The sequence below is a fragment of the Pedobacter sp. R-06 genome, assembly GCF_049913135.1.
Taxonomy (GTDB): domain Bacteria; phylum Bacteroidota; class Bacteroidia; order Sphingobacteriales; family Sphingobacteriaceae; genus Pedobacter.
In genome coordinates this window covers 6,238,210-6,259,950 of sequence record NZ_CP183977.1, presented here as the reverse complement: position 1 = coordinate 6,259,950, position 21,741 = coordinate 6,238,210, and the positions used below count along the sequence as shown (strand labels likewise).

Below are 21,741 nucleotides of genomic sequence, written 5' to 3'. Positions count from 1 at the left end.
AGATGAATTCGGTTTTAGATAAAAAAAACGAAATCCTTCAGCTGGTTGATCAGGCAATGATCGATTTCGAAAATATTTCGGATGAGGCCTGGAATAATAAACCACAGCCTTTAAAATGGTCTAAAAAAGAACTGTTAGGACATTTGGTAGATAGTGCAGTTAATAATATCCGTCGTTTGGTTGTTGGACAATACGAACAAGGGATTAAAATTATTTATCATCAGGACGAATGGGTAAACTACCAAAACTACCAGGACACAGCTATTGCAGAAGTTATCATGCTTTGGAAGTTATTAAACTATCAGATTAGCCGGGTAATTGAAAATATTCCGGAGGAAAAGCTTCAAAATACCTGCGACACAGGAAAAGGGAAAATAGAAATGCATACCCTTTCTTTTTTTATAGATGATTACTTAGTGCATTTGAAATATCATTTAAACCAAATAACAGCATAATAGATATGTTAGGAATCGAAAATCTAGGTGCATTTATCTTGACTGCTATCATAGTGGTTATTACCCCTGGCGTAGATACCATAATGGTTTTAACAAGAAGCATCTCAAAAGGAAAAAATTCAGGTTTATATTCTGCCCTTGGCGTGAGTTTGGGCCTGCTAGTACATACCTGTGCAGCTACATTTGGCCTTTCTCAGATTTTGTCTAAGTCGGCTATAGCCTTTAGTATAGTTAAATACATAGGAGCTGCCTATCTGATTTATCTGGGTTATAAATCTTTTACGAACAAAAGCGAACCCATTGAAATAAAACCCATTGAGACTAAGGTTATAGGAATGAAACAAATGTTTTTCACAGCCTTTTTAAGTGACATCTTAAACCCTAAAATAGCGCTTTTCTTTCTGGCATTTCTTCCTCAGTTTATCAATAGTGATGAGATTAATAATCCTGTGCCTTACCTGATTCTTGGTCTGATTATATTTTTCATCACCTTAATCTGGTGTTCATTTTTAGCATTAACAGGCAGCAATGTGGCTAAACTTTTTAACAAAAATAAGAATATAGAAAGCTGGATAAACAAAACATCTGGGGTAGTTTTTATTCTATTGGGATTAAAAATAGCCTTGACCAAAAAATAATATTTAAGTTTTACAAAATAGCCGACAAGGCAATTAGTATTAAAAAAATGCAAAAGAATACAAATGATAATGAATTAGCTTCAGCGCACTTGGAAGTTGGCACTTCTATTCGAGTTTTCGCTCCGGCAACCGTTGCAAACGTAGTTTGTGGTTTCGATGTACTGGGTTTCGCTGTAAACGAACCTGGCGATGAAGTTGAAATGCGATTTACCGATACACCTGGTGTGGTGATCAAAAGAATTACTGGCGATGATGGTCGTTTGCCCTTAGATGCAGCCAAAAATACCGTAAGTGCCAGCGTTCAACATTATTTAAAGCATATAAACCGTTTGGATGTTGGGGTAGAAATTGAACTGCACAAGAAAATGCCTATTGGTAGTGGATTGGGCTCAAGCTCGGCCAGTACAGTAGCTGGTTTATTTGCCATTAACAAATTAATGGGCGAGTTATTAACCACTAAAGAGCTGGTTCCCTTTGCCATGAAAGGCGAAGAACTTGCCTGTGGTTATGGCCATGCCGATAACGTTGCACCTGCATTATTGGGTGGTTTTGTACTGGTGAGAAGTTACGAACCGCTTGATGTAATTTCTTTACCTACGCCAGCTGGCATGTATGCGGCAATTGTTTATCCAGAAGTAGATGTGCCAACCAAAGATGCACGCCAAATGATCCGCAGTAAAGTAGCATTAAAAGATGCAGTTACCCAATGGGGAAATGTTGCAGGTTTGGTAAGTGGATTGTTCATGAATGATTTTGATTTAATCGGAAGGAGCATGAAAGACGTTCTGGTAGAACCAACACGTTCGATTTTGATTCCTGGTTTTGAAGAAATGAGAAAACTGGCGATGGAAAATGGGGCAATCGGTTTCGGAATTTCAGGTTCGGGCCCATCTGTCTTTGCATTAACTCAAGATGAAGAAACAGCCAGAAAAATAACCAAATCGCAACAGCAACATTTACATAAAATAAATATTAACAGCAAAGCTTTTGTATCTCCGGTTAACGCCGAAGGACCAAAAGTGATATAAATAAGGGCTAAGGTAGAAGGTTTAGGGCGTAGGGTTGTACTCGGCGCCATAACCCTAAACCTTACACCCCTAAACCCTATACCTCAAAATGAAACTATATTCAACTAACAATAAAGATTTACGTGTTTCTTTCAAGGAAGCCGTTTTTAACAGCATGCCGCAGGATAAAGGCTTATATATGCCTGTTGAAATCCCGCAGCTTGACCCCGAATTCACCCAGAATATCGAAAAATATTCTTTACCAGAAATTGCTTATAAGGTAGCTTCCACTTTATTAAAAGATGAGATTCCGGCTGAGGATTTAAAGGCTTTAATTGATGATGCCATTAATTTTGAAGCTCCTGCGGTTAAACTTGATGACAAAACCTTTGTGCTCGAATTATTCCATGGTCCATCTTTGGCCTTTAAAGATTTTGGCGCCCGTTTTATGAGCCGTGTGATGGCTTATTTCTTAAGAGACGGCGAGCAACTTTTAGATGTTCTGGTCGCTACATCGGGTGACACTGGAGGTGCAGTAGCTTTGGGTTTCTTAGGCGTACCGAACACCAGGGTAACTATTCTTTACCCGGAAGGAAAAGTGAGCCCAATACAAGAACTACAGTTAACCACCAATGGCGAAAATATCAGAGCTGTTGAAGTTAAAGGTACTTTTGATGACTGCCAGGCTTTGGTAAAACAGGCCTTTGCTGATGATGAACTGAATGCTAAATTTAGATTGACTTCTGCCAATTCGATTAACATTTCGAGACTAATTCCGCAAACATTTTATTATTTTAATACTTATGCCCAACTGAAAAAACAAGGTTTTAAAGACGTGATATTTTCAGTACCAAGTGGAAATTTCGGAAATATTGGTGCAGGTTTATTGGCCTATAAATTAGGATTGCCTGTTAAACAGTTTATAGCAGCTACCAATGTTAACGATACCGTTCCACGCTTTTTAGAAAGTGGTGTATATGAAACGAAACCATCTACACAAACCTACTCGAACGCCATGGATGTAGGAGCACCTAGCAATTGGGTACGCATTATGGACCTGTTTGATCAGGACATAGAAGCCATAAAAAAAGTGGTTACATCTTACCGTTTTACCGATGATGAAACATTAGAAGGTATCAAAGAAATCGACAGCAAGTTAAATTATGTAGCCTGTCCGCATACCGCGATTGCGTATTTAGCAGTTGAAAAATACAGGAACGAAAATCCTGCAGACGAAAGTGCCGCAGTTTTCTTATCTACTGCACACGCCTGTAAGTTTCCTGATATTTTCCCTGAAGATATCGCGGCTAAAATCGAAATCCCTGAGCAGGTAAAAGCTTTAGAAAGCAAACCAAAACATGCCGATCAGTTGGGAGTGGATTTTGAAGGATTTAAAAGTTATTTGCTTAAAGGGTAGAATTGATCGTCATTTCGAGCGGAGTACAGCGAAGCCGAGAAATCTAACGAGATAGATCTCTCCATTCCGCTGCGCTTCAGTCGAGATGACGACTCCTCTGTATTACTTAGTGTTTTGTGATTTTAATGTTTTCAGCTCTCGCTGTAGTGCTTCAATCTGTTGCTGTTGTTCCTTTATACTGGCAACCAAAAGCGGGACTAAACTTTCGTAATCTACCTTGGTAATAGTAGCATTTTTAAATGCGTTTTTACCTGATGCATAACTTTTTGCCTGTACAGAAACAATTTCAGGGAAAGCGGTTTTAGCATCAGCTCCTACAAAACCATACTGTGGTTTTGCCGATAACTTCAGTTTTTCGGCCCAGGCTTTATCATAACTAAAACTTACGGGTTGCAGCTTAATAACCTGATTTAGGGCATCTTCTACTGGTTTAACATTGTTCTGTACAACTTCTTGTGCACTGATTTTTAAAGAGGCAGCGATTAACAGCACTGCAAATGAAATTGCTCGTTTCATATATATTATTTGTAATTTTTAAAATAGAAAATTGGTTCCGCGTTTACGAAGCGGCGTATAAACATTAAAGGATATGCTTATACGGAAGGTGGAGGTGTTAAAACCTCTGGAAAGTAAGCAAGTTGGAAAGAATGATCAGGAATGAGCACTTTTTTTGAAGTTTGAAGTGGGAAATATAATGCTCCATGAAACACGATCTGCTGCACCGTGTATTCGGTTTCTACTTTCTTTTCTTCCTTCTCCGTTGCGTCATCATTTGTGGATAAAACTTCAACATTATTGGTAGAATAACTTAAATACGAAACCGCATGGCTTACTTTTAAGAAAAAAGCTATCGCAATGCAGGCAATCAATACATATTTAAGGCCATTGAATTTCATTGCTACAAAGATAAATGCTACAGCATTAAAACAAAATTTTAAGGTTAAAGTTCTGTAAGAATTTCGAGCATAGCAGTTGTAGCCAGCTCAACATCACCGGCTGATGTCCGCCAGTTTACAAATGCAGCACGTATTCCTTTCTTCCCGTTATAAAATGTGGGGGTCATGAAGACTTTTCCGCTTGCGTTTAATTTATTCCAGGAATGTAGGAACTAAATTTTCATCTGTCAACGAAAAACAAACGGTATTTAAACGTACGGGCGCCAGGAGCTCGAAGTTTGGATTTTCATTAATGAAATCGGCAAACTGCAAGGCCACTTCAACATTACTTTCCACAATTTCCTGATAACCTTGTTTTCCATAGCTTGTTAAGGTAAACCACGCAGGTAAGGCCTTTAAACGGCGGGAATTTTCTGGCAAGAAATTTAAGTAACTGAAATTTTCCATCGGATTGCCCAAATAAGCCGCATTAGAATTTTGAAACGTTTCTACCTGCAACAATTGATGTTTTTCTTTCACCAAAAACACCGCGCTTTCGTAGGGTACATTTAACCATTTGTGGCAATCTACCGTAATGCTATCAGCGTTTTCCCAACCCTTAACTAAGTGATTATATTTTGGCGAACAAGCTGCGAAACCACCAAAAGCGGCATCGATATGCCACCAGAAATTATATTTCTCTTTTAAAACATTAATGGCTTCAAAATCATCAAAATCAACCGTATTTACCGTCCCAGCACTTGAAATTAGAATGAAAGGCGTACCATTTAATGCCTGGATTTTCAATTCCAGATCGGCAACATCCAATGCTTCGCGATTGCCCTGCATTACGTTTACCTGAATAAAACTACCACTTCCCAAGCCCAGCATCGATAAGGATTTTATGGCTGAAGAGTGTGGTGTAGCCGACAATACTTTTATGGTACCTGAGACCCCTTCTCTGGCAAAATCTTTCCCAAATTGTTTGCCAATCCATTGCCTGGCAACAGCCAGGCAGGTAAAATTAGATAAGGTTGCTCCAGTTACAAAACCACCGAAAAAATCTTTGGGCAGGTTAAACAATGAAAGCAATAACTGGATGGTTTCGAGTTCGATGATGGCTGAAACGTCGCCATTACCTTTTGCACTTTGCGTGTTTTGATCGTAGATAGTCGACAGCCAATCTCCTGCAATAGCGGCCAGTGTGGTTCCGCCGGTTACAAAGCCCCAGTATCTTGGGCCAGATGAAGCCACCATAATCGGTTCGAAACGTTGATTAAATTGTTTTAAGGCTTCAACAGTACCCGTACCTTCCCGGTTTAAATCACGAATGATTACGGCGTTAGTATCGCTGGCAGTAGGCCGTTCATGAATATGGTTTAAATAATCTATTCCCTGTTGTTTAACCTCTGTTAGGATGGCATCAAGGTTTTGCTGGTCGGTATTTAAATTATTCATGATTATTTTCAATTGTCATCATGCTGAATTCATTTTATTAGCAGTCTTTATTATTTTAAATGCCTAATAGCTACTTCGTGGTCAGCATCTTTAAATTAAGACTCTGAAATAAATTCAGAGTGACGGCTCTTTCTTTAAAATATAGCTTTAGCAATCTTTTTGGTCTGTTCTGGACGGCCCATAGTGTAAAAATGTAACACCGGCGCACCAAAATCAATCAGTTCTTTACATTGTTTAATCATGGCTTCGGTACCAATTTCTTTTGCCTCGTTATTGTTTTTAGCATGCGATAGTGCATCCGTTAACTCATCAGGTAAATCAATGTGAAAAATCTTAGGCAGTACATTTAACTGCGATAAGGTACTTATAGGCTTCAAACCCGGTATAATAGGAATATTGATATCGTTTTCCCTGCATTTCTTTACAAAGTCGAAATACTTCTGGTTATCGAAAAACATCTGTGTAACAATAAACTCTGCCCCTGCTTCAACCTTCTTTTTCAGGTATTTGAAATCGGTATTCATGTTAGGTGCTTCGAAGTGTTTTTCCGGATAGCCTGCCACACCGATACAGAAATCGCTTTTAAAGGTTTCTACATCTTCGTGGAGAAATTTACCTTCATTATGGTTCTTGATGTGCTCGATTAAATCTGTAGCATAACAGTGTCCGCCAGGAGTTGGTACGAAATTCCCATCTGCCTTACGGGCATCGCCACGCAAAGCCAAAACATTATCAATACCCAAAAACTGTAAATCGATCAATGCATTTTCGGTTTCTTCTTTGGTAAATCCACCGCAAATAAGATGCGGAACGGCATCAACCTTATATTTATGGATAATGGCTGCACAAATGGCAATGGTTCCCGGACGCTTGCGATAAGATACCTTTTGTAACAAACCATTGGCCTGTTCTTTATAAATGTAATCCTCGCGGAGCGAAGTTACATCAATAAAAGGCGGATTAAACTCTAATAACGGTTCTATTGCGTCATAAATCCATTGTATGCTTTGCCCTTTAATAGGCGGCAATAATTCAAAAGAGAACAAGGTTTTACCCTTTGCGTTTTTTATATGGTCTGTAATCTTCATACCCCTAATCCCGAATAATCGGGACTTTAAATTTTAAATTGTATACAATTCCCTCCCCGTTAGGGGCTGGGGGTTAATAAGCTAAATTAGGACTTAACCACCGCTCCACTTCTTCAATCGGCATATTCTTTCTGATGGCATAATCTTCAATCTGATCTTTGGTAATTTTTCCTAATCCAAAATACCTCGAATCGGGATGTGCGAAATAAAAGCCGCTTACCGCTGCTGTTGGATACATGGCATAACTTTCGGTTAAGTGCAATCCAATTTTATTCTCCGCATCAAGCAATTGGAATAAAGTTCCTTTTTCGGTGTGTTCCGGACATGCAGGATAACCTGGCGCTGGACGGATACCTGCGTATTCTTCCTTAATCAATTCCTGATTGCTCAGATTTTCATCCTGTGCATAACCCCAATATTCTTTACGTACACGTTCGTGCATCCGCTCTGCGAAAGCTTCAGCCAAACGATCGGCCAATGCCTTAGCCATGATACTATTGTAATCATCGTAATTGGATTCGAACTCATTCACCAATTCATCAATCCCGATACCTGCGGTTACGGCAAAACCACCAAAATAATCCTGAATACCACTTTCTTTTGGTGCAATGAAATCAGACAAAGCATAATAAGGCTGCCCATCTACTTTTTCGGCCTGCTGGCGAAGGGTGTGAATAGTTACCAGTTGGGAGTTTTCAGTCCTGAGTCCTGAGTCGCTAGGTTGACTTCGGACTTCAGACTCCGGACTACGGACTTCTAAAACGATATCGTCTCCCACTGCATTTGCTGGCCAGAAACCGATTACGGCTCTTGCTGTTAACAGTTTTTCGTCGAGGATACGTTTTAATAAAGCCTGTGCGTCATCAAAAAGTTTCTTCGCCTCGTCGCCTACATTTTTATCATCGAAAATTTTAGGATAACTGCCACGTAACTCCCAGGTATGGAAAAACGGTGTCCAGTCGATATAGGGAACCAGTTCTTCTAAAGGATAATTATCGAAAACCCTTGTACCTGTAAATTCCGGAACAGGCAGGTTAGGTTGAAAATCGATCTTAAATTTATTTGCACGGGCTTCCTCTAAAGTTTTAAACCGTTTATCCGATCGTTTGTTTAAATGCGCTTCGCGTGCTTTATCATACTCAGCCCTGATACCTGCGATGTACTCATCTCTTGTATCCGGATTCATCAAGGTGCTGCAAACGGTCACACTTCTGGAAGCATCTAACACATGGATAGCCGGGCCTGAATAATTTGGCGCTACTTTTACCGCAGCATGGATCCTTGAAGTAGTTGCTCCACCTATAATTAATGGAATAGTGAAACCTTCACGCTCCATTTCTTTGGCAAAGTGAACCATTTCATCCAATGATGGCGTAATCAATCCACTTAAACCAATAATATCTGCATTTATTTCTTTGGCTTTTTTGATGATTTCCTGTGCAGGAACCATTACGCCCATATCAACAATCTCGAAATTATTACAAGCCAATACCACACCCACAATATTTTTTCCTATATCGTGTACATCGCCTTTTACGGTAGCCATTAATACTCTTCCGGCAGATGAGTTCTGGTCCTGATCGGGGTTATCCAGCTTCTCCTGTTCAATAAATGGCAACAAATAAGCTACAGCTTTTTTCATTACCCTTGCCGATTTTACCACCTGGGGCAAGAACATTTTTCCAGCACCGAACAAATCACCCACAATGTTCATCCCGTCCATCAACGGGCCTTCAATCACTTGAATCGGACGGGCATATTTTTGTCTGGCTTCTTCCACATCATCATCCAGGTATTCTACAATTCCCTTTACTAAAGAATGAGATAATCGCTCTTCAACAGAACCTTTTCTCCACTCTTCATCTTTAACCACCTCTTTACCTTTCGATTTTACAGTATCGGCATATTCTACCAAACGCTCAGTAGCATCATCTCTGCGGTTTAAGAGTACATCTTCTACCCTTTCTAACAATTCGGGTGGAATTTCCTGATAAACCTCTAACATCCCTGCGTTTACAATTCCCATATCTAGACCAGCCTGAATGGCGTGATAAAGAAATGCGGAGTGCATCGCTTCGCGCACGGTATTATTCCCCCTAAAAGAGAAAGAAATATTAGAAACCCCTCCGCTCACTTTAGCATGAGGTAAGTTTTCTTTGATCCACCGGGTAGCATTGATAAAATCGACAGCATAATTATTATGCTCTTCTAATCCGGTTGCAACGGTTAAAATGTTCGGATCGAAAATAATATCCTCTGCCGGGAAACCAATTTCGTGCACCAGAATATCGTAACTTCTTTTACAGATTTCTTTCCTGCGCTCATAATTATCGGCCTGTCCCTGCTCATCAAAAGCCATTACTACTACGGCAGCACCGTATTGCATAATTTTGCGGGCACTTTCGCGGAATTTCTCCTCTCCTTCTTTTAGTGAAATAGAGTTTACAATTCCTTTTCCCTGCAAACATTTTAAGCCATTTTCAATAACCGACCATTTAGATGAATCGACCATGATAGGCAATTTGGCAATATCGGGTTCAGAAGCAATGAGGTTTAAGAACTTGGTCATTGCGGCTTCCGAATCCAACATCCCTTCATCCATGTTCACATCAATTATCTGTGCACCGCCTTCAACCTGTTGCAGGGCAACGGCCAATGCAGCCTCGTAATCGCCACTTAGGATCAATTTGGAGAATTTAGGAGATCCGGTAATATTCGTCCTTTCACCAATATTTACAAAAATACTTTCCGGAGTGATGGTTACTGGCTCCAATCCGCTTAAACGCATGTAAGGCTCAAGCACTGGTACTTTCCGGGGTTCAGCTTTCCTTGCGTTTTTAGCAATACAGCCAATGTGTTCTGGCGTGGTACCACAGCAACCACCCACAATATTCACAAAACCTGAAGCAATAAAATCGTCAACCAAATGTGCCGTTTCATGCGGCTGCTCATCATAAGCACCAAATTCGTTTGGCAAACCCGCATTTGGATAGGCCGAAACATAACAACCTGCTTTTGCAGCAAGCTCCTCAATATGCGGACGCATTTCTTTAGCGCCCAATGCACAGTTAAAACCAATACTTAGTGGTTTTGCATGCATAACCGAGTTTAAGAAAGCTTCGGCAGTTTGACCTGAAAGCGTTCTTCCGGAGGCATCGGTAATGGTACCAGAAATCATAATCTCCAGTTTACGGCCAATTACCTCTTCGTATTTTTTAATGGCTACAATAGCCACTTTAGCATTTAAAGTATCGAAAATAGTTTCGATTAATAATACATCAGAACCACCATCTACCAAACCGCGTACCTGTTCGTAATAAGCAGCTTCCAGCTCATCAAAATAAACCGCCCTAAAACCGGGGTCGTTTACGTTAGGCGACATGGAAAGGGTACGGTTGGTTGGGCCAATAGCACCGGCAACAAAACATTTACGATCTGGATTTGCGGCCATGAACTCATTTACAGCTTCTTTTGCCACACGTGCACCTTCAAAACTCATTTCGTAAGAAAGGTCTTCCATCTGGTAATCGGCCATGGAAATGCGCTGTGTACTGAAGGTATTGGTTTCGATAATATCGGCACCAGCCGCCAGGTACTCCAGGTGTATCGTTTTTATAATATCCGGACGCGTGATATTGAGCAGATCGTTATTGCCTTTTACATCACAGGGATGGTTTTTAAATCGCTCCCCTCTAAAATCTTCTTCGGTTAAGGTATATCGTTGAATCATGGTACCCATTGCACCATCAATCACCAAAATACGTTTTTCTAATTCTTCTCTTATGCTCATTCTTGTTGTAAGATTTGAGATATGAGATGTTAGATATGAACTGTTAGATACAAGAGCTGTAAGATATGAGATTGGGTTAGACGCTATGCCTCAAATCTCAAATCTATTTTCTCAAATCTATTTTCTCAAGTCTATGGTCTCAAGTCTCTAAAAGGCCTATTGAAAAAGTTGGTACGAGAATCGTAATCCTAAACTTATCTGTTTCCGCTATTTGCAGAATAGAATTTAGCACCTTGTATGGTTACAGGTTGCTAAGACTTCGTTGGGTCTAATCCCTCCGTCTTTCTTAATAAGCATACAAAAATGCAACAAAGCTACATCAATTCCAAAATTTATCGCTTTGCAACCAAATAAAATTACAAAGGCCATGCAATTCTGCACGGCCTTAAGAATATTGTTCTGTTAATGATTACTTTCTGCTTCCGAAAATACGAAGCAAGAAAAGGAATATATTTAAGAAATCTAAGTATAGAGACAATGCAGCTACAATAGCCATTTTTTTAGATTCGATCTGAAGAACCTGTTCACCGCTAGCTTCGATCCCTTCGCCAATTCTTTTAATTTTTTGCACATCATAAGCCGTTAATGCCGTAAATATGGCAATACCAATGAATGCCATAAATAAACTGAACTGCTCACTTTGAACAAACATATTAATTACACTGGCAATCACTAAACCAATTACCCCAACCATTAAAATCGGCCCGAATTTACTTAGATCGATATTGGTTGTGTAGCCCATAAATGCCATAATTCCAAATATTCCGGCAGCTCCTGCAAAACAGCTCACTACTGAACCTGAAGTATAAGTTAACAAGATAAAACTTAAACTAACTCCAGTTAATACGGAATAAAGTACAAAAACGCCAATTAACGCAGGTAATGATAATCTACTTAAACCGAATCCCATTAATAAAACCAGTCCAAGTGGTGCAAACATGGCTACGTAACCAAAAATTGACATGCTCACTTTACCGGTTGCTGGATTAATATTTAAAAGGTATTGCATTAACTGCTCATTGGTGCCAAATAAATAGGCAGCTACTGTTGATAAACTCAATGCCACGAACATCCATAAGAAAACGTTTGCAAAGAATTTTTTAGAAACAGATTTTTCCTGTACAAAAACACTGTTATCCTGATATTGATAATTTTGTTGTTCCATTTTAAATTTTGTGTATTTAACTATATAAAAATAAATATTTAGTTTAATCTTTTTGTCAGCAGTTCTTCAACTTTTTTATAGAACTGCAACGGTTTTAATGTACGCCATGGCAGATTGTCAAATGCACCACCAAAGTTAATGTAATAATCGATGTTATTATCGCGAAATTCAGTGATTACGTGTTCCTGAAAATTCACCCCAACAATCCAGCCATCCTCTACTTCCTGAAACCACTCTTCGTAATAACTGTCATCAGAGGCATGAAAATTCAGTACATTTTCACCGATCAGTATAAATTTAGTAATGCCTTCATCCATCATCAGCTCTAAAATATCGCGTTTCAGCAGCATAATGTCGTTGTTAATGGCATCGTTCCACTCTCCTATAAATTCAATAATGGCATAACTGCGATCATAATCGGCGTATAAAACCTTCATGTATAGGGTATTCGAACCAAATTCGTCCCATTGTGGGTGCAGTAAAAAATTGTAAATCTGCTTATCGAAGTAAAGTTCTGAATATTCGGTATTGTAAAATGGCGAACGCTCATCTTCTGCCGAAATATAATCATCTCTCCACTGGTAATAAGGCTCAATTTCGTGCATACTTTTTTCTTAATTATTGAAGGATTGAATTTTGAATGAGAGAATGATTAATGCTAGTCTTACATTCACTCATTCTATCCTTCACTCATTTCTTAGTGTCCTGCTTCAACTGCTTTTCGCACACTTCCATAACGGGTTAACAACTCAGCAGCTTCATCGTAACCTATATTTAGTTCATCAGCCACCATTTGTGTACCACGGTCTACAAGTTTATGATTGGTTAACTGCATATCGACCATTTTATTGCCTACTACACGCCCCAACTGAACCATAACGGTAGTGCTTAACATATTTAACACCATTTTTTGCGCCGTACCAGATTTCATGCGGGTAGAGCCGGTTACAAACTCAGGGCCAACCACCACTTCAACCGGAAAATCCGATTCTGCAGCAATAGGTCCGCCGGTATTACAAACGATACAACCCGTTAAAATACCATGCTTACGTGCCGTGTTTAATCCGCCAATTACATATGGCGTAGTGCCTGATGCCGCAAGGCCGACCAAACAATCTTTTTCATTAATCTCAAATTCCTGAAGATCTTTCCAGGCTTGTTCGGCGTCATCTTCAGCAAATTCTACCGCTCTTCTAATCGCTGTGTCTCCACCGGCAATAATTCCTACAACCCAATCAAAAGGAACGCCATATGTAGGTGGGCATTCTGATGCGTCTACTACACCTAAACGGCCACTTGTGCCTGCACCTATATAAAAAAGACGACCACCTTTTTTCATTCGATCGGCTACTGCCGATGTTAATTTTTCGATCTGAGGCAAACATTTTTCAACTGCAAATGCTACAGTCTTATCTTCGTTATTAATGCCCTGCAAAACCTCTAACACCGACATCTGATCGATGTGGTCATAGTTAGATTCTTGCTCGGTAACTCTATTCATAAATTTAATTTTGATAAAATTCGGTAAATTCTTTCTAAAAACTACCCTAAAAACCCAAAAATATCTGTCATAAATTTCAACCTATTACTCCATTGCGTTAATTAATGTTAAATATTATAAACAAAAGACATGAAAATGCAGTTAAAAAATATATCAACTCGCTAATTTTCATAAATTTGCAGTAACGCTGATGAAAAAAAATACCCGAAATAACGTACTGATCGCTGCAAGCTATTCTGTAATTTTAATAGTGGGTATGTTTTTGGGCATAAAATTCATTAAAGATCAAGGCTTTGGTGTTAAAAAGAGCGCTCAACTCGCCAATAACAGCGATGAGAAGTTAAATGAGATCTTACACATCATCAACGGTAATTATGTTGATGACATCAATACCGATTCGCTTCAAAACTTACCCATAGATAGTGTTTTGCATCAACTCGATCCACATAGTGTTTACCTGCCGCCAACCGATGCACAGGATATGACCGATAACCTGGAAGGGAACTTTGAGGGTGTGGGCATAGAATATTATATGCTCAACGATACGATGATGGTTACCGGGGTGGTTAAAGATGGCCCTGCCTACCAGGCGGGTATAAAATTAGGCGATAAAATTCTGAGTATCGATACGGCAGTTGTAAGTGGAAGAAACTTACCAAAAGAACAACTTACCGGTCGCTTTAAAGGCAGATCAGGAACAGGTGTTAGTGTGGTACTTTTACATCCAGGCGCACCGCAAAGTAACCGCATTATGGTTACACGAGGCAAAGTAAACATCAGCAGTATTGATGCCGCTTATATGATCAATAACGAAACAGGTTATGTGCGGATCAGTAAGTTTGGTGCGAATACCGATAACGATTTCTCTGTTGCAGCCAATAACCTGAAAGCAAGGGGCATGAAAAAGCTGATTCTTGATCTTCGCGACAATGGAGGGGGCTATTTTACGGCAGCTACAGGTTTGGCCGATCAGTTTCTGGCAGAAAATAAACTCATTGTGTATACACAGGGTAAACATGAACCACGTACCGATTATTTTTCTACAGGCACCGGCGCTTTTCAAAATGGCAAACTGGCCATCCTGATTAATGAAAATACTGCTTCAGCAAGCGAAATTGTAGCTGGAGCCATCCAGGATCTGGGACGCGGAATTATTGTTGGCCGCCGCTCCTTTGGAAAAGGATTGGTACAAGAGCAATTTGCTTTTGGCGATGGCTCTGCATTGAACTTAACCATCGCAAGATATTATACACCATCTGGTCGCAGTATCCAAAAATCGTACAAAAAAGGTTACGACGCCTACAAACATGAATTAGACGAACGTATGATGGACGGCGAGCTTACCGGCGACCGTACTTCTTTTCAAGATTCTATTGAGAAAACTGAAGGTGTAAATTTTCAGCCGACAAAAAAAACAAAACCTTTGGGCGGTATCCAGCCAGATGTTTTTGTAAAATTGGACACTAGCGGCTACAATAAATTTTACAGCAATTTAGTGAGCAAAAAAGTACTTTCTGATTATGTATTTAATGTGCTTACCAATAAATACAGTGCTAGTTTTGTAGAACAGAATATCAATATCTTTACTATAAATGATAACGATTTTAAGGATTTTATCGGATTTCTTCAACGCAAAAATGTAGCTATAGATCGTTTTCAATTGTATAATTCGAAAAATGTGATCCTGAATGATTTAAAAGCTTTGCTCTGCCGTTATTATTTGGGCGATGTAGGTTATTATAAGGCTGCAAACCAAACCGACAACGCCGTAAGGCAAGCTTTACTTAACCTTCAATAGCCATATTTTATATTTCAAGACAGATAAATCTAAACGCTGAAAAGAATTTTAATTTCACAAAAACAAAACACAACAATATAATATTCTTAATTAAAAACAAACCATAATACTATATTTTGTTTTGCTAATTTTGCTCGCAAATCATATCTTTATGGAAGCGAGCAAATTAAAAGAAAAGGATCAACAGGTATTGGATGATCTGCTAGAGTATGTTAAGAAACAGACCGATCTATTTTTAGGCTATCCCGTTTCAAAAGACTTCGATTATCAGGCACTTTCTGATTTTTTAAAATATCCGATGAACAACCTGGGCGATCCTTTCGTTACTTCGACCTACGGTGTAGGCTCGCGTGAACTCGAAAAAGAAGTAGTCCAATTTTTTGCCGAACTTTTCCGTGCGCCTGCAGATAACTGGTGGGGTTATGTTACCAATGGTGGCTCAGAAGGAAATCTTTATGGTTTATACCTTGCCCGCGAATTACATCCAAAAGGAATGGTTTATTACTCTGAAGCTACACATTATAGCGTGCAAAAGAACCTGCACTTACTCAATATGTCGAATATCGTTATCCGCACCCAGGAAAATGGAGAAATCGATTACGAAGACCTTGAACACACGATTAGGATGAACCGCCACATGCCTGTTATCATAATGGCCAATATTGGCACCACCATGACCGAAGCACGTGACGATGTGGCCAAAATTAAAAGCATCTTAAAAAAGTTGGCTATCCAACATTATTATATTCACGCTGATGCGGCACTTTCTGGCACGTATAGCGCATTAATTGAACCCAGACCAGCATTCGATTTTGAAGATGGTGCAGACAGCATTGCCATTAGCGGTCATAAGTTTTTTGGTTCCCCGATGCCTTGCGGCGTAGTAGTTGCCAAAAAATCGAACCGTGATCGGATTGCCCGTTCGGTGGCTTACATCGGAAGTGTTGATACCACCATTACCGGATCTAGAAATGGCCATAGCCCCTTATTTTTATGGCACACCATTAAACGTTTGGGTATAACAGGTTTAAAAAACAGGGCCTTGCACAGTTTAGCAACGGCAGCTTATACCGAACAAAAACTTAAAGCGCTGGGCATTGCTGCATGGCGAAATGCAAATGCCATAACCGTAAATTTCCCTACGCCATCGGCAACAATCCGTAAAAAATGGCAACTGGCAGCAGAGCAGGGAAATTCGCATATCATCTGCATGCCTAACGTAACGCAAGCGCATATTGATCTTTTGATTACTGACCTTGAAGCTGAAATTGTGTTGCAGGATTGATGCATGCAAACATTTTAATGACTAGGATGTTAATAACGATGCTAAATAGTATTTACATGTTAAATACACCTAGTGATCAGTTAATTGTAATATAGCTATCAATTTCCTGCTGATCACACAGATTAACGCAAAGTGAAATCACAAATCAGCGTTTTTCTGCGAAATTTGCGGTAGATTATATGGACTTTTTATGTTAAACATAATACTATATGAAAATAATAATTGTAGGCGCGACAGGCACATTGGGCAAAAAAGTAGCTGAAGCTTTTGCACAAAAACATGAGATCATCCGGGTAGGAAATACCAAAGGTGATGTTCAGGTAGATATTACTAATGAAGCATCGATTAAAGCCATGTTCGAGCAGATTGGTGCTTTCGATGCACTGATCAGTACCAGCGGAAAAGGCCCTTTTGTACCAGTAAGCCAGATGACGGGTGAAGTATTTAAGAGTGGTTTGCTGGATAAACTATTGGGTCAGGTTAACCTTGTGCTTATCGGTCAGCATTATATTAATAAAGGTGGCTCATTTACCTTAACTTCAGGCATATTGGCTGATCATCCTGTTGCTGCTGGTGCTGCACTAAGCGCAGTAAATGGAGGATTAAATTCTTTTGTTATCGCTGCTGCTCCAGAACTCGAAAATGGGGTTCGCATAAACGCCATCAGCCCCAACGTGGTTGAAGATTCGCCTGCTTATTTCGATTCTTTTCCTGGCGAAATTCCGGTTACCATGGAGAAAGTGGTTAAAGCTTACGAGAAAAGTGTGCTGGGCATTGTAACAGGACAGGTAATAAAAGTTTATTAATTACGCCCAACACTTTTAAGGCATTGTTTTTTAACAAAAGCTTGTTCTAAAATTTTGGTTATTCAAAACCCAAAGCTTTATATTAGTCTATCTAACAAACTCAAGCATGATAGAAACAGAACGCCTCATTTTAAAACCATTAACACACGATCAGCTTTTAAAATACATTAAAGATGATCATTCTTTAGAACAAGAGTTTGGCCTTTTACCAACCAGAAAAAATATTTCTCCTTCGCTTCACGACGCTTTGGAACAAACGATTTTACCTAACGTTTTCGATAAGGACAAAGATTATCTGTACCATACTTTATGGACAATCATATCCAAACCCGATCATAGAATGGTAGGCGATATCTGTTTTGTTGGTGAGCCTGATCCAAATGGCGAAATTGAAATCGGCTATGGTACTTACGAGGAATTTAGAGGCAAGGGCTTTATGACGGAAGCCGTTGGCCGATTAATAGAATGGGCTAAGGAGCAGCCAAAAGTGAAATCGGTTTTTGCCGCTACCACTAAAGACAATGTAGCTTCATATTCCATTTTAGAAAAAAACAACTTTATCCATATTGGAGAAGTTGATGATATGTTAAGCTGGAAAATTGAACTGAAATGATTTAATCATCGTCCTCGTTTGCAACGAGGATGTACAAGTATGCCGATTGCATCGGCTTAAGTAATTTAAACACATTATAAATGTGTATTTCATTCATCCTCGTTGCAAACGAGGACGATACCAAAAAGATGCTGACCACGAAGTAGCTATTAGGCCTTTAAAATCATAAATAAAGTGCGCTAATAAAACAAGTCAGCATGAAGATCGTTATGGTGATTTTCAGTTGTTACAGTGCAATTTCAAACAAACTTAAACTGATTCCTTCATAGTGTTTTGGTAATCCATCGGTTTTTTCCATACTTACTACCCCAACATAATCAAAACCACAGCCTGTATAATATTCGAGCAGTTTTTCATTATCTGCCCAGGTATCCATTCTGATAAATTTAATGCTGTTTTTTGCTGCGTAATCTTTGGCCCATTTGATAATCTCTTTCACAAAAGAATAGCCTCTAAATTCGGGATGGGTTACAATCCTGTGGATATAAATCGCATCGTGATCCCGTTCTCCCCAAATTAACTGATCGTTAAACGTAACCGCAAATACACAGGCCACCACGCCATCTACAAGAATTTTATATTGCCGGTTTTCATCAATTTCGGTTTGCACCATTTCCCTGCTAAAGCCTTGCCAATGTTTATTAAACACTTTCTTTTGATGGGCAATAGCCATATCGTAAAACTCGAAAATGGTATCGATATCAGCTGCCAGGCTGTTTTGTACTTGTAATTGCATGAAGCAAAGGTAAGGGGATTTTCTGACCACTGACAAGGAGTACCGTCATTTCTCCATTTGTTGCACTCCAGTCGAAATGACGATCGATCAAAAACAAAAACAGGGCTATTTCTCAAAGAAACAGCCCTGTTTAAAAATATTTTCAGGCATACCGACCTTACGCCTTCCACCTTTAAACCCTCAACCTTGCTTATTTCTGTCTGAAATAAATCTGGATCGGTGCACCAGAAAAATCGAAGTTTTCTCTCAATTTATTCTCGATGAAACGTTTATACGGGTCTTTAATGTACTGTGGCAGGTTGCAGAAAAAGGCAAACATTGGTGAGGTAGCATTAATTTGCGTGATGTATTTAATCTTAATGTGTTTTCCTTTTAATGCCGGTGGTGGAAATTTCTCAATCAGCGGCAACATTACATCATTTAATTTAGATGTAGGGATTTTCTTGCTACGGTTTTTATAAACTTCTAAAGCTGCTTCGATGGCTTTAAAAATACGTTGCTTGTTTAATACGGATGTGAAAATGATCGGCACATCGGTAAACGGGCGGATACGCTCATGAATCTGCTCTTCGAAAGCTTTCATCGTTTGTGTATTTTTTTCGATCAGATCCCATTTGTTAACCAGAATTACGATACCTTTTTTGTTCTTCTCGGCCAGATGGAAGATATTGATATCCTGACTTTCGATTCCTTCTACGGCATCGATCATCAATACCACAACATCAGCTTCTTCTAAAGCTTTAATAGTACGCATTACCGAATAAAACTCTAAGTTTTCTTTAACCTTTGTTTTTTTACGTAATCCGGCAGTATCGATCAGCATAAATTCATGACCGAACTGGTTATAATGAATTTTGATCGAATCGCGGGTTGTACCTGCATTTGCAGTAACGATATTACGTTCTTTACCAATTAATGCGTTAACCAGAGAAGATTTGCCCACATTCGGACGACCAGCAATGGTAATCTTAGGTAATTGATTTTCTTCTTCCGGAATATCTTCGAAATTTTTAACAATCTCATCCAACAACTCTCCTGTTCCAGAACCAGTCATTGATGACAAAGGGTATACTTCGCCTAATCCGAAACCATAAAAAGTATGGATTTCGTTGTACAAAGCAGTATTATCTACTTTATTTGCGCAAACAAAAACAGGTTTATTACTTCTGCGCAATACCTGGGCAATATCATCATCTAAATCGGTAATACCAGTGGTTACATCCACCATAAAGATTAGTACACTAGCCTCTTCGATGGCGATCATTACCTGCTCGCGGATTGCAGCTTCGTAAACATCTTCGGAGTTGGCTACATAACCACCGGTATCGATTACGGTAAATTGTCTGTCTGTCCACTCACCCACTCCATAGTGCCTATCGCGGGTTACACCGCTGATATCATCTACAATCGCCTTACGGCTTTCGGTTAATCTATTAAAAAGGGTGCTCTTGCCTACGTTTGGCCTGCCTACGATGGCTATAATATTACTCATGGTGGTCTTTTGATAGTTAATGGCTTATAGTTAATGGTCGTGGTGTTTAGGCAAGCTGCTCAAACTATTTGGCTATCAGCCATTGACTATCAACTACTAACCGATTTATTTCGGGCTGCAAAGGTACGGTTATTTTTCGTAACCTCTATTAATATTAATTTTTATACTTTTCTAAAAGTCCTTTTATTACTTCTTCGGTTAACTGATTTCCCTGCAATAAAGGGAAGCCCTCCCACCTTACAATTCCTTTCGGATCGATAAGGATAGCATGTGGAATACCTTTAACCTGAAGGGAGTCTTTTACGGTCCCCTTAGTATCTATGGCTTCAAAATAGTTGATTTTAGGATTACTAAAAGCTTCTACTTTTTCTGCTGCTTCATCAGAAACGCCAATAATTACAATTTTATCGGCATATTTCTTTTGAATATCGTTTAATGTAGGGATATATGCCCTGCATGGTCCGCACCAGGTTGCCCAAAAATCGATCAGCACAAATTTCCCTTTGGTATCCGGCTGTTTTGAAATCCATTTTTCAACAACCAGGTCTGGTGCTTTTTCGTTCAGGATAGATTTTGCCCACAATTTTTTGCCATTGTTTGATTCCTGAGCAAAAACTGCTGTACCGATCAGCAGCAAGAGAAACGTTAAATTTTTCTTCATATCCTAAAAATCGAAATTAATTATCGTAACCGAAGCTTTTTAAGTAATTCTTTTTACTTCTCCAGTCCGGAATTACCTTCACAAACATTTCCAGGAAAACCTTACTATCTAAAAATTTCTCGATCTCTAAACGCGCTTCAGTACCTACTTTTTTCAACATGCTTCCACCCGTACCGATTAAAATGTTTTTTTGCGAATCGCGTTCAACCACAATTTCTGCAGTAATCCTGATCATGGCACCTTTGCCATTTTTCATCTCTTCCTCTTTAAAACTCTTCACAATTACCTCGGTACTGTAAGGAATTTCTTTCTGATAATTAAGGAAGATTTTTTCGCGGATAATCTCCGAAACGAAGAAACGTTCCGAGCGATCGGTTAAATCTTCTTTGTCGTAATATGGTGGATGTTCCGGCAACATTTCGAGCACGCGATCCAATAATCCGTCGACATTGTGTTTATGTAAAGCCGAAATTGCATAAATAGCAACCGGATTTAGCTTCTCCTGCCAGTAAGCAATCTTCTCATCAACCTGTTCTTGTAATGCTTTGTCTATTTTATTGATGAGTACAATTGTGGGGATATTACGGTTCAGGATTTTCTCCAGAACGTCTTCCTCATCGTGCTCTTCGTTGATGTCAGTTACAAATAAAAGTACGTCGGCATCGGTCAAAGATCCGTTAACAAAGCTCATCATACTCTCTTGTAAACTGTATTTTGGCTTAATTATACCCGGTGTATCAGAGAAAACGATCTGATATTCTTCTTCATTTACGATCCCTAAAATGCGGTGTCTTGTGGTTTGTGCCTTAGGAGTTATAATGCTAAGTCGCTCGCCTACAAGCACATTCATGAGGGTAGATTTACCTACATTTGGTTTACCTATTATACTAACAAAACCTGCTTTATGCGCCATTAAAATATTTTTTAAAAAAAATTTGCAGCACAAAGAAACGAAT

At 39.3% G+C, this 21,741-nt stretch carries 21 protein-coding genes and 1 riboswitch; of the genes, 8 read left to right on the top strand and 13 right to left on the bottom strand.

Going from position 1 to position 21,741, the window contains the following annotated elements:
- The first annotated feature begins 2 nt into the window (after nucleotides 1–2).
- The 4 genes from ACN9MR_RS25545 (at nucleotide 3) to thrC (ending at nucleotide 3,517) form a co-directional block, all read left to right on the top strand.
- Nucleotides 3–455 (top strand): DinB family protein, encoded by a 453-nt coding sequence (locus ACN9MR_RS25545; protein ID WP_426327266.1) that lies wholly within the window; start codon nucleotides 3–5, stop codon nucleotides 453–455.
- A 5-nt stretch (nucleotides 456–460) separates the two neighbouring features.
- Entirely contained in the window at nucleotides 461–1,093 is a 633-nt protein-coding gene (locus ACN9MR_RS25540; RefSeq protein WP_426327265.1) for a LysE family translocator, read from the top strand.
- A 47-nt stretch (nucleotides 1,094–1,140) separates the two neighbouring features.
- The gene (locus ACN9MR_RS25535; protein WP_426327264.1) at nucleotides 1,141–2,121 is read left to right on the top strand and encodes a homoserine kinase; all 981 of its coding nucleotides are present in this window, start codon (nucleotides 1,141–1,143) and stop codon (nucleotides 2,119–2,121) included.
- An 88-nt stretch (nucleotides 2,122–2,209) separates the two neighbouring features.
- Nucleotides 2,210–3,517, top strand: coding sequence for a threonine synthase (gene thrC, locus ACN9MR_RS25530; protein WP_426327263.1), 1,308 nt, complete (start codon nucleotides 2,210–2,212; stop codon nucleotides 3,515–3,517).
- A gap of 102 nt (nucleotides 3,518–3,619) precedes the next feature.
- On the opposite strand, the gene ACN9MR_RS25525 is transcribed toward thrC, so the two are convergent.
- From ACN9MR_RS25525 to murQ, 9 genes are all read right to left on the bottom strand, one after another.
- On the bottom strand, nucleotides 3,620–4,033 hold the full coding sequence (locus ACN9MR_RS25525) for a tail fiber domain-containing protein (protein WP_426327262.1): 414 nt from the start codon (nucleotides 4,031–4,033) through the stop codon (nucleotides 3,620–3,622).
- Between the two features lie 77 nt (nucleotides 4,034–4,110).
- Nucleotides 4,111–4,413: a hypothetical protein gene (locus ACN9MR_RS25520; RefSeq protein ID WP_426327261.1), complete on the bottom strand. Its 303-nt coding sequence runs from the start codon at nucleotides 4,411–4,413 to the stop codon at nucleotides 4,111–4,113.
- Nucleotides 4,414–4,457: 44 nt separating this feature from the next.
- Nucleotides 4,458–4,580, bottom strand: a complete 123-nt coding sequence (locus ACN9MR_RS25515) for a hypothetical protein (protein WP_426327260.1) — start codon at nucleotides 4,578–4,580, stop codon at nucleotides 4,458–4,460.
- Nucleotides 4,581–4,605: 25 nt separating this feature from the next.
- Nucleotides 4,606–5,850: a pyridoxal phosphate-dependent decarboxylase family protein gene (locus ACN9MR_RS25510; RefSeq protein ID WP_426327259.1), complete on the bottom strand. Its 1,245-nt coding sequence runs from the start codon at nucleotides 5,848–5,850 to the stop codon at nucleotides 4,606–4,608.
- A gap of 134 nt (nucleotides 5,851–5,984) precedes the next feature.
- Entirely contained in the window at nucleotides 5,985–6,938 is a 954-nt protein-coding gene (gene metF, locus ACN9MR_RS25505; RefSeq protein WP_057931443.1) for a methylenetetrahydrofolate reductase [NAD(P)H], read from the bottom strand.
- A gap of 73 nt (nucleotides 6,939–7,011) precedes the next feature.
- Entirely contained in the window at nucleotides 7,012–10,728 is a 3,717-nt protein-coding gene (gene metH / locus ACN9MR_RS25500; protein ID WP_426327258.1) for a methionine synthase, read from the bottom strand.
- A gap of 191 nt (nucleotides 10,729–10,919) precedes the next feature.
- A riboswitch (SAM riboswitch) is annotated at nucleotides 10,920–11,024 on the bottom strand.
- Nucleotides 11,025–11,137: 113 nt separating this feature from the next.
- Nucleotides 11,138–11,893, bottom strand: coding sequence for a Bax inhibitor-1/YccA family protein (locus ACN9MR_RS25495; protein WP_426327257.1), 756 nt, complete (start codon nucleotides 11,891–11,893; stop codon nucleotides 11,138–11,140).
- 38 nt (nucleotides 11,894–11,931) lie between these two features.
- The gene (locus ACN9MR_RS25490) at nucleotides 11,932–12,498 is read right to left on the bottom strand and encodes a hypothetical protein (protein ID WP_426327256.1); all 567 of its coding nucleotides are present in this window, start codon (nucleotides 12,496–12,498) and stop codon (nucleotides 11,932–11,934) included.
- A 92-nt stretch (nucleotides 12,499–12,590) separates the two neighbouring features.
- On the bottom strand, nucleotides 12,591–13,394 hold the full coding sequence (gene murQ, locus ACN9MR_RS25485) for an N-acetylmuramic acid 6-phosphate etherase (protein ID WP_426327255.1): 804 nt from the start codon (nucleotides 13,392–13,394) through the stop codon (nucleotides 12,591–12,593).
- 190 nt (nucleotides 13,395–13,584) lie between these two features.
- Between murQ and ACN9MR_RS25480 the strand changes: the two genes are divergently transcribed.
- The 4 genes from ACN9MR_RS25480 (at nucleotide 13,585) to ACN9MR_RS25465 (ending at nucleotide 17,896) form a co-directional block, all read left to right on the top strand.
- Nucleotides 13,585–15,192 (top strand): S41 family peptidase, encoded by a 1,608-nt coding sequence (locus ACN9MR_RS25480; RefSeq protein WP_426327254.1) that lies wholly within the window; start codon nucleotides 13,585–13,587, stop codon nucleotides 15,190–15,192.
- A 151-nt stretch (nucleotides 15,193–15,343) separates the two neighbouring features.
- On the top strand, nucleotides 15,344–16,477 hold the full coding sequence (locus ACN9MR_RS25475) for a histidine decarboxylase (protein ID WP_426327253.1): 1,134 nt from the start codon (nucleotides 15,344–15,346) through the stop codon (nucleotides 16,475–16,477).
- Between the two features lie 209 nt (nucleotides 16,478–16,686).
- Nucleotides 16,687–17,283 (top strand): short chain dehydrogenase, encoded by a 597-nt coding sequence (locus ACN9MR_RS25470; protein ID WP_426327252.1) that lies wholly within the window; start codon nucleotides 16,687–16,689, stop codon nucleotides 17,281–17,283.
- Between the two features lie 106 nt (nucleotides 17,284–17,389).
- Nucleotides 17,390–17,896 (top strand): GNAT family N-acetyltransferase, encoded by a 507-nt coding sequence (locus ACN9MR_RS25465; protein ID WP_426327251.1) that lies wholly within the window; start codon nucleotides 17,390–17,392, stop codon nucleotides 17,894–17,896.
- Nucleotides 17,897–18,122: 226 nt separating this feature from the next.
- On the opposite strand, the gene ACN9MR_RS25460 is transcribed toward ACN9MR_RS25465, so the two are convergent.
- The 4 genes from ACN9MR_RS25460 to era all read right to left on the bottom strand — a co-directional run bounded on the left by ACN9MR_RS25460 (nucleotide 18,123) and on the right by era (nucleotide 21,698).
- The gene (locus ACN9MR_RS25460; RefSeq protein WP_426327250.1) at nucleotides 18,123–18,632 is read right to left on the bottom strand and encodes a GNAT family N-acetyltransferase; all 510 of its coding nucleotides are present in this window, start codon (nucleotides 18,630–18,632) and stop codon (nucleotides 18,123–18,125) included.
- A gap of 190 nt (nucleotides 18,633–18,822) precedes the next feature.
- Nucleotides 18,823–20,124: a ribosome biogenesis GTPase Der gene (der, locus tag ACN9MR_RS25455; protein WP_426327249.1), complete on the bottom strand. Its 1,302-nt coding sequence runs from the start codon at nucleotides 20,122–20,124 to the stop codon at nucleotides 18,823–18,825.
- Between the two features lie 154 nt (nucleotides 20,125–20,278).
- Nucleotides 20,279–20,785, bottom strand: a complete 507-nt coding sequence (locus tag ACN9MR_RS25450; RefSeq protein WP_276903712.1) for a TlpA family protein disulfide reductase — start codon at nucleotides 20,783–20,785, stop codon at nucleotides 20,279–20,281.
- A gap of 16 nt (nucleotides 20,786–20,801) precedes the next feature.
- Nucleotides 20,802–21,698 carry a GTPase Era gene (gene era / locus ACN9MR_RS25445; protein ID WP_086548844.1) on the bottom strand — a complete coding sequence of 299 codons (897 nt, stop codon included), beginning with the start codon at nucleotides 21,696–21,698 and terminating at the stop codon, nucleotides 20,802–20,804.
- Between the last annotated feature and the right edge of the window lie 43 nt (nucleotides 21,699–21,741).

What these genes read in the sequence shown, in the direction of transcription:
- ACN9MR_RS25495 (WP_426327257.1), bottom strand. Translation starts at nt 11,893, where the DNA reads ATGGAACAACAAAATTATCAATATCAGGATAACAGTGTTTTTGTACAG.
- murQ (WP_426327255.1), bottom strand. Translation starts at nt 13,394, where the DNA reads ATGAATAGAGTTACCGAGCAAGAATCTAACTATGACCACATCGATCAG.
- ACN9MR_RS25525 (WP_426327262.1), bottom strand. Translation starts at nt 4,033, where the DNA reads ATGAAACGAGCAATTTCATTTGCAGTGCTGTTAATCGCTGCCTCTTTA.
- ACN9MR_RS25470 (WP_426327252.1), top strand. Translation starts at nt 16,687, where the DNA reads ATGAAAATAATAATTGTAGGCGCGACAGGCACATTGGGCAAAAAAGTA.
- metH (WP_426327258.1), bottom strand. Translation starts at nt 10,728, where the DNA reads ATGAGCATAAGAGAAGAATTAGAAAAACGTATTTTGGTGATTGATGGT.
- ACN9MR_RS25520 (WP_426327261.1), bottom strand. Translation starts at nt 4,413, where the DNA reads ATGAAATTCAATGGCCTTAAATATGTATTGATTGCCTGCATTGCGATA.
- der (WP_426327249.1), bottom strand. Translation starts at nt 20,124, where the DNA reads ATGAGTAATATTATAGCCATCGTAGGCAGGCCAAACGTAGGCAAGAGC.
- ACN9MR_RS25480 (WP_426327254.1), top strand. Translation starts at nt 13,585, where the DNA reads ATGAAAAAAAATACCCGAAATAACGTACTGATCGCTGCAAGCTATTCT.
- ACN9MR_RS25535 (WP_426327264.1), top strand. Translation starts at nt 1,141, where the DNA reads ATGCAAAAGAATACAAATGATAATGAATTAGCTTCAGCGCACTTGGAA.
- ACN9MR_RS25545 (WP_426327266.1), top strand. Translation starts at nt 3, where the DNA reads ATGAATTCGGTTTTAGATAAAAAAAACGAAATCCTTCAGCTGGTTGAT.
- ACN9MR_RS25490 (WP_426327256.1), bottom strand. Translation starts at nt 12,498, where the DNA reads ATGCACGAAATTGAGCCTTATTACCAGTGGAGAGATGATTATATTTCG.
- metF (WP_057931443.1), bottom strand. Translation starts at nt 6,938, where the DNA reads ATGAAGATTACAGACCATATAAAAAACGCAAAGGGTAAAACCTTGTTC.
- thrC (WP_426327263.1), top strand. Translation starts at nt 2,210, where the DNA reads ATGAAACTATATTCAACTAACAATAAAGATTTACGTGTTTCTTTCAAG.
- ACN9MR_RS25510 (WP_426327259.1), bottom strand. Translation starts at nt 5,850, where the DNA reads ATGAATAATTTAAATACCGACCAGCAAAACCTTGATGCCATCCTAACA.
- ACN9MR_RS25515 (WP_426327260.1), bottom strand. Translation starts at nt 4,580, where the DNA reads ATGACCCCCACATTTTATAACGGGAAGAAAGGAATACGTGCTGCATTT.
- ACN9MR_RS25540 (WP_426327265.1), top strand. Translation starts at nt 461, where the DNA reads ATGTTAGGAATCGAAAATCTAGGTGCATTTATCTTGACTGCTATCATA.
- ACN9MR_RS25450 (WP_276903712.1), bottom strand. Translation starts at nt 20,785, where the DNA reads ATGAAGAAAAATTTAACGTTTCTCTTGCTGCTGATCGGTACAGCAGTT.
- ACN9MR_RS25460 (WP_426327250.1), bottom strand. Translation starts at nt 18,632, where the DNA reads ATGCAATTACAAGTACAAAACAGCCTGGCAGCTGATATCGATACCATT.
- era (WP_086548844.1), bottom strand. Translation starts at nt 21,698, where the DNA reads ATGGCGCATAAAGCAGGTTTTGTTAGTATAATAGGTAAACCAAATGTA.
- ACN9MR_RS25465 (WP_426327251.1), top strand. Translation starts at nt 17,390, where the DNA reads ATGATAGAAACAGAACGCCTCATTTTAAAACCATTAACACACGATCAG.
- ACN9MR_RS25475 (WP_426327253.1), top strand. Translation starts at nt 15,344, where the DNA reads ATGGAAGCGAGCAAATTAAAAGAAAAGGATCAACAGGTATTGGATGAT.